Origin of the sequence: Shewanella sp. Shew256, assembly GCF_002196695.1 — a bacterium.
Taxonomy (GTDB): Bacteria; Pseudomonadota; Gammaproteobacteria; order Enterobacterales; family Shewanellaceae; genus Shewanella; species Shewanella mangrovisoli.
Window position 1 is genome coordinate 20,112 of record NZ_NAJR01000025.1, and the last position, 9,217, is coordinate 29,328.

The 9,217-nt window shown below is 46.4% G+C and carries 11 protein-coding genes; 5 read left to right on the forward strand and 6 right to left on the reverse strand.

Going from position 1 to position 9,217, the window contains the following annotated elements:
- Nucleotides 1-71: 71 nt before the first annotated feature.
- The 5 genes from ccmE to ccmA are packed head-to-tail and all read right to left on the reverse strand — an operon-like array spanning nt 72 to nt 2,850.
- On the reverse strand, nt 72-557 hold the full coding sequence (gene ccmE / locus B5P39_RS23495; protein ID WP_011715470.1) for a cytochrome c maturation protein CcmE: 486 nt from the start codon (nt 555-557) through the stop codon (nt 72-74).
- Nucleotides 554-754 (reverse strand): heme exporter protein CcmD, encoded by a 201-nt coding sequence (gene ccmD, locus B5P39_RS23500; RefSeq protein WP_011621036.1) that lies wholly within the window; start codon nt 752-754, stop codon nt 554-556. The genes ccmE and ccmD overlap by 4 nt, the downstream gene beginning before the upstream one ends.
- Complete coding sequence (locus B5P39_RS23505) at nt 754-1,500, reverse strand: heme ABC transporter permease (protein ID WP_011715471.1); 747 nt, start codon at nt 1,498-1,500, stop codon at nt 754-756. The genes ccmD and B5P39_RS23505 overlap by 1 nt, the downstream gene beginning before the upstream one ends.
- Before the next feature lies 1 nt (nt 1,501).
- Complete coding sequence (ccmB, locus tag B5P39_RS23510; protein ID WP_011715472.1) at nt 1,502-2,188, reverse strand: heme exporter protein CcmB; 687 nt, start codon at nt 2,186-2,188, stop codon at nt 1,502-1,504.
- An 11-nt stretch (nt 2,189-2,199) separates the two neighbouring features.
- Nucleotides 2,200-2,850, reverse strand: a complete 651-nt coding sequence (gene ccmA, locus B5P39_RS23515; protein WP_086904164.1) for a cytochrome c biogenesis heme-transporting ATPase CcmA — start codon at nt 2,848-2,850, stop codon at nt 2,200-2,202.
- Nucleotides 2,851-3,175: 325 nt separating this feature from the next.
- Here ccmA and B5P39_RS23520 point away from each other — a divergent pair, with 325 nt between their 5' ends.
- The gene (locus tag B5P39_RS23520; RefSeq protein ID WP_011621040.1) at nt 3,176-3,475 is read left to right on the forward strand and encodes a c-type cytochrome; all 300 of its coding nucleotides are present in this window, start codon (nt 3,176-3,178) and stop codon (nt 3,473-3,475) included.
- An 83-nt stretch (nt 3,476-3,558) separates the two neighbouring features.
- Here B5P39_RS23520 and ccmI read toward each other — a convergent pair whose 3' ends face one another.
- Nucleotides 3,559-4,806: a c-type cytochrome biogenesis protein CcmI gene (ccmI, locus tag B5P39_RS23525; RefSeq protein ID WP_088213099.1), complete on the reverse strand. Its 1,248-nt coding sequence runs from the start codon at nt 4,804-4,806 to the stop codon at nt 3,559-3,561.
- Nucleotides 4,807-5,205: 399 nt separating this feature from the next.
- Here ccmI and B5P39_RS23530 point away from each other — a divergent pair, with 399 nt between their 5' ends.
- Genes B5P39_RS23530 through B5P39_RS23545 form a run of 4 tightly spaced genes read left to right on the forward strand, consistent with a single transcriptional unit; the run spans nt 5,206 to nt 8,805 of the window.
- A complete protein-coding gene (locus tag B5P39_RS23530) occupies nt 5,206-7,185 on the forward strand; it encodes a heme lyase CcmF/NrfE family subunit (protein ID WP_011715475.1) in 1,980 nt (659 codons plus the stop codon).
- 11 nt (nt 7,186-7,196) lie between these two features.
- Nucleotides 7,197-7,751 carry a DsbE family thiol:disulfide interchange protein gene (locus B5P39_RS23535; RefSeq protein ID WP_011715476.1) on the forward strand — a complete coding sequence of 185 codons (555 nt, stop codon included), beginning with the start codon at nt 7,197-7,199 and terminating at the stop codon, nt 7,749-7,751.
- Complete coding sequence (gene nrfF / locus B5P39_RS23540; protein WP_088213100.1) at nt 7,748-8,227, forward strand: heme lyase NrfEFG subunit NrfF; 480 nt, start codon at nt 7,748-7,750, stop codon at nt 8,225-8,227. Before B5P39_RS23535 ends, nrfF begins: the two co-directional genes overlap by 4 nt.
- Nucleotides 8,224-8,805 carry a TlpA disulfide reductase family protein gene (locus B5P39_RS23545; protein WP_088213101.1) on the forward strand — a complete coding sequence of 194 codons (582 nt, stop codon included), beginning with the start codon at nt 8,224-8,226 and terminating at the stop codon, nt 8,803-8,805. The genes nrfF and B5P39_RS23545 overlap by 4 nt, the downstream gene beginning before the upstream one ends.
- The last annotated feature ends 412 nt before the right edge of the window (nt 8,806-9,217 follow it).

Consider the following 9,217-nt stretch of genomic DNA (forward strand, 5'->3'; position numbering starts at 1 on the left):
GTTAATTGTGAATGGACAATAAAAAAGCCTCCGAAGAGGCTCTTTGTTTATCTAAATTTACAGCATGGCGATTATTGCGCCGCCGATTTTTGCTGGCTGTAATCTAACTTCTCATGTTTTTGGCCCATGGCTTCGGCCACTTCTGGCGGCATGTAATTTTCATCATGCTTAGCCAGTACTTCGGTTGCGGCCAATTTGCCGTCTTCACCTAATACGCCTTGTGCCACAATACCTTGGCCTTCACGGAACAGATCCGGCAGCAGATCGTCATAGGTCACGAGAATTTCACCACCTAATGAGTCATGTACGGCAAACTGTACATGCAGGCTGTTTGGATCGCGCACCATAGAACCAACCGTTACCATACCGCCTACGCGAATACGTTGGCCCGCTTCGGGTTTAACACCGGTATCGGTTTTACCGTGTACGATCTCCGACGGTGTGTAGAATAAGTTTAAGTTGGAGTTCAGCGCATACAGCAGAAGCGAAGCAATCGCGGCTACGCCACCGATTAATGCTACAGCTAACGTTAGTCTCTTTTTGCGTCTTGGGTTCACGATTTGGTACTCCTAGTCTCTTTAAGGCGTTCTTCGCGGTTCATCTTTTTCGCGATTTCAATCAGTACTTTGCGCTTTTGGCGCGCACTAGTGATGATCAGCGTCGATAAACAGAAGAAGGTCACGCCATAGGCAAGCCACACATAAAAGGCATAGCCACCCATGTTGAAAAAATCACTGATAGAATCGAATTGCATTATTTGACCTCCTCAGCTTTAGCAAGTTCACGCACCCAAGGGCGCATGCCGTTTCTTGCTAATATTTCTGCTCTAAATCTCACAATTGTGATAGCCCCTATCATAAGGCCGAAACCTAAAATATTGATTAAAAGTGGGTATAACATTTCGCTCGACATAGTCGATTTAGAGGTAATTTTGATAGTTGATGGTTGGTGCAGAGAGCTCCACCATTCAACTGAGTATTTGATGATCGGAATGTTGATCACGCCGACGATCGCTAAGATCCCTGCTGCACGTGCTGCCAGCACTTTGTCTTCGAAGGAAGCATAGAGCGAGATCACACCTAAGTAGAGGAATAGCAGGACTAATTCAGACGTTAGACGTGCATCCCATACCCACCAAGTACCCCACATAGGCTTACCCCAAGTCGCGCCAGTAAAGAGGGCGATAAAGGTAATCACGGCGCCAATAGGTGCAATGGATGCGGCGGCCCAATCAGCCAGTTTAATTTGCCATACGAGGCCGATAAATGCGGCTGTCGCCATACCCATGTAGGCGGCCATTGACATTGAGGCTGCTGGAACATGGATAAAGATAATCCGGTAGCTGTCGCCCTGTTGATAATCTGTTGGAGCAAACATCAATCCCCATACCGTGCCGACGGCAATAAAAAGGCAGGCTAAGGTGGCAAACCATGGAAATAATGTTCCTGATAATTTGTAAGCGCGCTCAGGATCCGCGTAAGGGTGTAACCATTTCCACATTTTAGTTAGTACTCACTCGCAGAGATGCACCAATTGCAAAGGGTGCTAAGGTTAACGAACCGATCAACATGGCGCCAATTATAGCGAGCTGACCATCATAGGGTAAATTCATTCCTGCAGCATCTATGGCGCTGGTCGCGAAAATCAGCACAGGAATATAAAGTGGTAAAATAAGCAGGCTCAGTAACACGCCGCCTTTACGCAGACCCACGGTTAGGGCCACACCAATTGCGCCTAAGAGGGACAATACTGGCGTACCCAGTGCGAGTGTTGCAATCAGCGCACCATAACTGTTGGCGTCTAAGTTGAGCAGCACCGCCAGCAGTGGCGCGATAATAATCAGTGGCACACCAGTCAGTAGCCAGTGGGCTAATACTTTGGCCAGTACCAATACCGAGAGTGGCTGTGGGCTAAGGAGCATTTGCTCTAAGCTGCCGTCGCTAAAGTCTGCTTTAAATAGGCGCTCGAGTGAAAGCATAGACGCGAGTAATGCCGCAACCCAAATAATCCCTGGAGCAATACGGGCTAGCATTTGTGGTTCAGGACCAATCCCCAGAGGGAATAGAGTCACGACCATGATGAAGAATAACAAGGGATTAAAGATATCACCGCGGTGACGAATGGCGATTTTTAGATCCCGCTGCAGTAATGTTAAAAACGCTTGGGTAAAGCTGATGCCTCTTTTCATTATGCCAAACCTTATACGAAGCGATAATCTAGACGAATTTTACGAAGCCTATCATCTTTGATAATGCCCATATCTTGGTGAGTGGTGAGGATCACGCAGCCACCATTATCCGCATGTTGAATAAATAACTGTTCAAGCTCTTCGACACCTCTTTTATCGATTGCGGTAAAAGGCTCATCGAGGATCCACACTTTACAGTCATTGTGCCAGAGTCTGGCTAATGCTGTACGGCGGTGTTGACCAGCGGATAAATGCCCGGCGAGTGCTTCCTCAAACCCGGCTAAATTCACTTTAGCGAGAATGGCGGAAGTATCGAAATCATCATAGCCACTGATTCTTAAATTGAAGTTAAGGTTTTCTTCAGCGGTTAATTCGGATTTCACCCCAGCAAGATGGCCTAAATACAATAGGTCTTCGTTATATTCGTCGCGGCAACGGTTAATATCTTCATTGAGATAAAAAGTTTGTCCAGCGTAGGGACGAGATAAGCCTGCCAATATACGTAATAAACTGGTTTTGCCGGCGCCATTGGGGCCTTCGATCTGGACGATATCGCCAGCATTAATATCAAAACTTAATTCATCAAACAGGATGCGTTCTTCGCGGATACATGTCAGCTTGCTCGCCGATACCAGTGTGTTTACTGAAGTTATATTTGTCACTGAACCCTCTATCTCAAGCCGGAAGGAAACACAAGTGATTCTAACACAAACGATATTGCGGGGTTTACACTTGCTTAATACTAGATGTCAGCAATTTGATGTGGTTCCAATAACCGCAATATTTCTCGAACTAATCGAACTTTTTTAATACTTGCTAATATATTAACGAATTTGTCACGCTTGTCGCCTTATATCATTTGTGCTGAGATTCTAATCACAAAAAGATGAGATTTATTGAAGTTTGTAGTAATCTTAGTCCGCTATAATGAGTCTGCCTCAAAGGGCAGCGAGAGCTTTGTACGTATTTGCATTAGGAACATTGAACATGAAAAAACTGTTAGCAATGACTGCAGTCGCTGCTTTGACTATGTCAGTCAACGTTTCAGCTCAAGATGCTGAAGCTATTTTCAACAAGGCATGTACCGTATGCCACAGCATGGGTGTTGCTGGTGCTCCAAAGGCGCACAACGCTGCTGAGTGGGAACCACGCTTAGCAAAAGGTATGGACACTCTGTTACACAGTGTAAAAACTGGCTTAAACGCAATGCCACCAGGTGGTATGTGTACTGATTGTACTGACGAAGATTACAAAGCAGCTATCGAGTTTATGTCTAAAGCTCAGTAATTTTTGCAGTGTTAAAAAAACCGGCATCAGCCGGTTTTTTTATGTCTGCGCTAAGCTGAAACTTAGCGCTAGGCGCGGATAACTTATTGCACTTGGGTATCTAACACTAAGCTTGCAGTGTCACCCACATTCACTTTGCTGACCTTGCCTTGAATATCACCTGCCTGAGGTTTGATATTGCCATGTTTAGACAACACCGCAATCACTTCAACACTCGCAGTTTGGCTCAGTTTCACATCGCCACCCATACCTGTGCTGTCATCGAGCGTTACTGTTACAGGTAAAGATTTTGCGCTCACCTTAGTTGCCGCTAATGGCACTTTAGGACCTTCAGTAGCACGGGCGAAGACGAAGATAGTGTCATCAGGGCCAGCTTGTGCGGCCAGTTCGGGTGAAATTGAAATCGCAATACTTACAGACTTAGTCGCAACCTTTGCCTGCTTGTGGACATCATCGTTTGGCATGCCAGCGGTTTCGCCTTGCATACGCAGGTTTGCCGTTTCAATGGCATTCATCAGCGCGGCGCGGTCTACATCGGTGCGGTCGCTATTGAGAATGGTTTGCCATGAATCAATGGCTTTTTGATAGTTAGCGGTGAAGAAAGCATCCATACCTACGAGCAGTAAGGTTGATGGATCCTGTGGATCTAACGCTAAAGATTCATCGATTAACGCTTGAATTTGCGGAGTCATTTGCTGGCCCGCTTTATAGTACAAAGCTGTTGCTTTTGGACCAATTAATTCTGCGTGCTTACCGACTAATTCCATCACTTTATCGAAGGCGGCAACGGCTTTATCGAATTGGTTAGCAGAGATATAAGCGTGACCTAGGCTGAACCAAGCTTGGCTGTTTTCAGGCTCGGCTTGTACCTGGGCCTCCATCATCTGCACGCGCTGCGCCATGATTTGCGCCGCGTCCATACCCGCATGTGGGTTAGCAGGTTGGGTGTTACCGATATTCTCAAAGGCACCCAAGTGCTGATAGAGGTAACCTGAAATCGCAATCAAGCAGACCGACATGACCGATGGCCATAAAATGTTCTTAGGTTTGATCTGGTTGACGAGTGAATCATCGCTCGCTTGTTTGATGTCTTGGAGCAGGCTGATTTCTAGCTCTTTCTTCAGTGCATCAAATTCAGCTTGGTCGAGCAGTTCTTCATTGAGTTCTTTCTCAAGAGTGGCAAGACGTTCATTGAACAATTCAAGGTTAGTTTGTCTGCGAACGCCGGCTTCTTCAGTGCGTAACAACTTTTGCTGTCTGAAATGCGGGATCCAGATCAGCGTTAAGCTGACCAACACAACAAGCGCAATAAAAATCCAAAATGTCGTCATTGTTTCTATATTCACTTTAGTTTGCATAAAAGCGGTTGTTACCGCCGGCTTGGAAGCAAGATTATACGTAAAGATTATTCATTGAACAGTAATATAAGACCTTCAACGCAGTGAAAACTGAGAGTTGGGCACTGGTTCACAAATTGATCCATCAGGTAAATTTTGTATGAAACTTAAGGCTCATTTATCTGTCACATGCAAAACTGTAGGCCTGTGATGGCTCCATTTCGACAAAAATCGAGAATGAGACAAGTCACCCAGTTTTGTATGAAAGAGGCAGACAGGAACAATAGCAAATACTAAAATGAACAAAATTTCGTGCATTTGTGTGAACAGCATGTTGTGCGTTGGTCTAGAGTCTTTCTAAATCAACATATTATTAGAGACTGAGGAAAACCCATGATCCCAGAACTTGGACACTTTTCGCTGATTATAGGAGTGGCATTCGCCTTCTTATTAGTCAGCGTTCCCCTTATAGGTGTTGCCCGTAAAGACCAATATCTAGTGAGGTATGCTTGGCCGTTAACCTACGGAATGTTCTTTTTTATCGCTTTATCCGTAGTATCTCTTGGTTACAGCTTCGCCGTTGATGACTTCTCCGTTGCCTATGTGGCACATCACTCGAACTCCCAGTTACCTATCTTCTTTAAGATTGCGGCCGTATGGGGCGGTCATGAAGGGTCACTGCTGTTCTGGGTGTTTGCGCTATCGACCTGGGCGGCTTCGGTTGCCTTATTCAGTAAAGGCTTAGAAGAAGTGTTCACCGCTAGGGTTTTAGCGGTACTGGCGTTGATCGTGATTGGCTTCAGCTTATTTATGCTACTCACCTCTAGCCCATTTGAACGCCTATTCCCAATGCCAGCCGAAGGTCGTGACTTAAACCCAATGCTGCAGGACGTGGGCTTAATCTTCCATCCACCTATGTTGTACTTAGGTTATGTGGGCTTCTCGGTAAGCTTCGCGTTTGCGATTGCCGCTCTCATGAGTGGTCACCTTGACTCTGCTTGGGCACGTTGGTCACGTCCTTGGACCTTAGCCGCTTGGATTTTCCTCACAGGCGGTATTGCATTAGGTTCTTGGTGGGCATACTACGAATTAGGCTGGGGCGGCTGGTGGTTCTGGGATCCCGTAGAAAACGCTTCCTTTATGCCTTGGTTAGTCGGTACAGCATTAGTGCATTCACTGATCGTGACCGAAAAACGTGGTGCGTTCCGTAACTGGACCGTATTACTGTCTATCTTCGCGTTCTCTTTAAGCTTACTCGGCACCTTTATCGTGCGTTCTGGTGTATTGACTTCAGTACACTCGTTTGCAGCCGATCCAAGCCGCGGTATGTTCATTCTGTTATTACTGGGTCTAGCGATTGGTGGTTCACTCACGCTGTTCGCCTTCCGCGCCAGTGAAATGAGCAGCCCAGCACGTTTCGAGTTGAAATCAAAAGAAACCATGCTGTTAGTCTGTAACGTGTTACTCACGGTTGCAGCGGGTACTGTGTTGTTAGGAACTCTATATCCACTGCTGATCGATGCCTTAGGCATGGGTAAGATTTCTGTTGGACCTCCATACTTCAACGCTGTGTTTGTGCCTATCGTCCTCGTACTGTTTGGCTTTATGGGTGTCGGTCCAATCATCCGTTGGAAGAAATCCAAAGCAGGTGAGCTCAAGCGTCAATTACTGGTGCCAGCATTAGTCTCTGCAGCGATTGGTATCGTGACACCGTTTATTGTTGATGGTGCGTTTAACGCTTGGGTTGCCTGTGGTATCGCTGCCGCGTCTTGGATTGTGTTAGCGACGGCAAGAGCCGCGTATAACATCGTTAAACCAAAAGAAGGCGAAGTGAGCGTGGCACGTATGGGCCGCAGCGAACTAGGGATGATCTTAGCCCACTTAGGTATTGCCGTGTCGGTGATTGGTGCCACTATGGTATCGAACTACTCGGTTGAGAAGAGTGTGCGTATGGGCCCAGGCGTGAGCCAGGAGCTTGCGGGTTATACCTTTAAGTATCTCGAGACTAAGAACGTCGTTGGTCCTAACTACACCGCGCAACAAGGTCAAATTGAGATCTACAAAGGCGATAAACTGCTGACGTTACTCAAGCCTGATCGTCGCCAATACAATGTGCGTACTATGGACATGACCGAAGCGGGTATCGATTGGGGTCTGTTCCGTGACTTATATGTCACCATGGGCGACCCAATCAGCAGCACCGAATTTGCTGTGCGTTTGAACTACAAGCCATTTGTTCGCTGGTTATGGTTTGGAGCAATATTCATGATGGTCGGTGGTTTCTTTGCCGCATCGGATAAACGCTATCGCTCAAAAGTGGCGGCTACGGTTAAGCCACAAGCTGAAAAAGCGAAATTAGCTACCGCGCAATAGTTGGGGAATATATGAAGAAGTTGGTTCTGTTTATCCCATTAGTCATCTTTCTTGGCATGGGGGTATTTTTATACAAAGGATTGTTTTTAAATCCACAGAAACTGGATTCAGCTCTGGAAGGAAAGCCGATCCCGGCTTTCCAACTGGAACGTCTCGAAACACCAAGCGAGATGATTACCAATGAGCAACTGAAAGGCAAAGTCTCACTACTCAACGTATGGGCCACTTGGTGTCCATCTTGTAAGTATGAGCATCCTTTCTTAGTCATGCTGAAACGCCAAAATATTCTGCCTATCTACGGGATCAACTACCGCGACGAGCGTATTCCCGCATTGGAAGAATTAAAACGTCAAGGCGATCCGTACCATACCAACATCTTCGATAAGGATGGCCGTTTAGGATTAGACCTCGGGGTTTATGGTGCGCCAGAAAGCTTTATTGTCGATCATAAAGGCATTATTCGCTTCCGTTACGCCGGTCCAATCGACCAGCGCGTATGGAGCGAAACTTTGTACCCCATGATCCAACAACTACAAGCTGAAGCGGCGAAGGATGGTGCAGCGTGAGAACACTGACAAAAATCATCGGTGGTTTAGTGTTGTTGCTGAGTATGGCAACAGCGGCCATGGCGACACCCGTCGATACCTACGAGTTTAAATCGCCAGAAAACCAAAAACGGGGTTTATCGCTGGCCCATGAACTGCGTTGTCCGCAATGTCAAAACCAAAACCTGATCGACTCTAACTCACCCGTTGCCCGAGATCTGCGTCTTGAAGTCTACAAGATGGTTGATGAAGGCAAGGGCGATGATGAGATCATCGAGTTTATGACGAGCCGCTACGGTGAGTTCGTTCTCTACAAACCTAAAATGGAAACCAAAACCTATATTCTTTGGTTAGGTCCAGTGGGTTTGTTGCTGCTTGGTCTGATCATTGGCTTCATCTTTATCCGCAAGCAACGTATCGGTGGCAGCACTGAGGCCGAGATCAGCGCCGAAGATCAAAAAGCGCTCGATGCTTTATTAAAGCGTGATACTAAATGAAGTCATTTGCCTTAGCTGCAATCCTTGCGAGTCTGTCTGTTGCCTTTGCTGGTGGTGCTCAAGCGTACCCCGGCATGCAGCAGGCAAATAAGCCGATAGAGTCGACAGTCGATCTGATTAACGTTCTACCCAAGACTTATCCTATCGATCCCGTTGCCTTTAGTGATGCCGATGGCAAGGCGATCGATTTCAGCCAATACAAAGGCAAAGTCGTAATGGTGAACATGTGGGCGACTTGGTGTCCTCCCTGTGTCAGAGAGCTACCTGCGATTGAACGTTTGGCGACAAAGTTTAAAGCGGAAGAATTTGCACTATTACCTATCTCTATCGATGCGGATGGCAAACAGCAGGTTCAGCCATTTTTAACCTCATTAGGAATGGCAAACTTTAATTCCTACTATGATCCCCAGCAAAACCTTGGGCAGGTGTTTCCATTAGATACTATCCCTGCGACCTTTATTCTCGATCAAAACGGCCAATTGATCGCGTTTGTGCGATCATTTGTCGATTGGGATGATGCAAAAGCCGTATCGCTGATCCAAGGTTTTATCGATAAAAGCGCGAAAAAGCTGAATTAAGCAGCAGATTGCGCGTAAATAGAACGTCATTGTTGAAAAGATCGCCATGCGATCTTTTTTCTTTTAAAAAGCCCTTGCACAAAAGTTTTCGCTGCCTATAATGCGCATCCAGTGACACGGCAGACAGCGAAAGCGAATGCGGTAAATGCGGTATCAGTGCGAATCGAATGCAAAATGTGCACTTGGTTCGAAAGCCTCAAGAAGTTTGCAAAAACGCCTTGACGCGACTGGGGAAATGCGTAGAATACGCAGCCCTGACCCGCTGAGCGGTAACGCGAAGTGAATGGTCAAATGCTCTTTAACAATCTAAACAAGAAATCTGTGTGGACACTCACAGGTGTTGAGTTAATCGAAATTACTCTGCCGTTTGGTGAGTAATCAAAATTTACATCAATGAATGAGTGTTCATAGC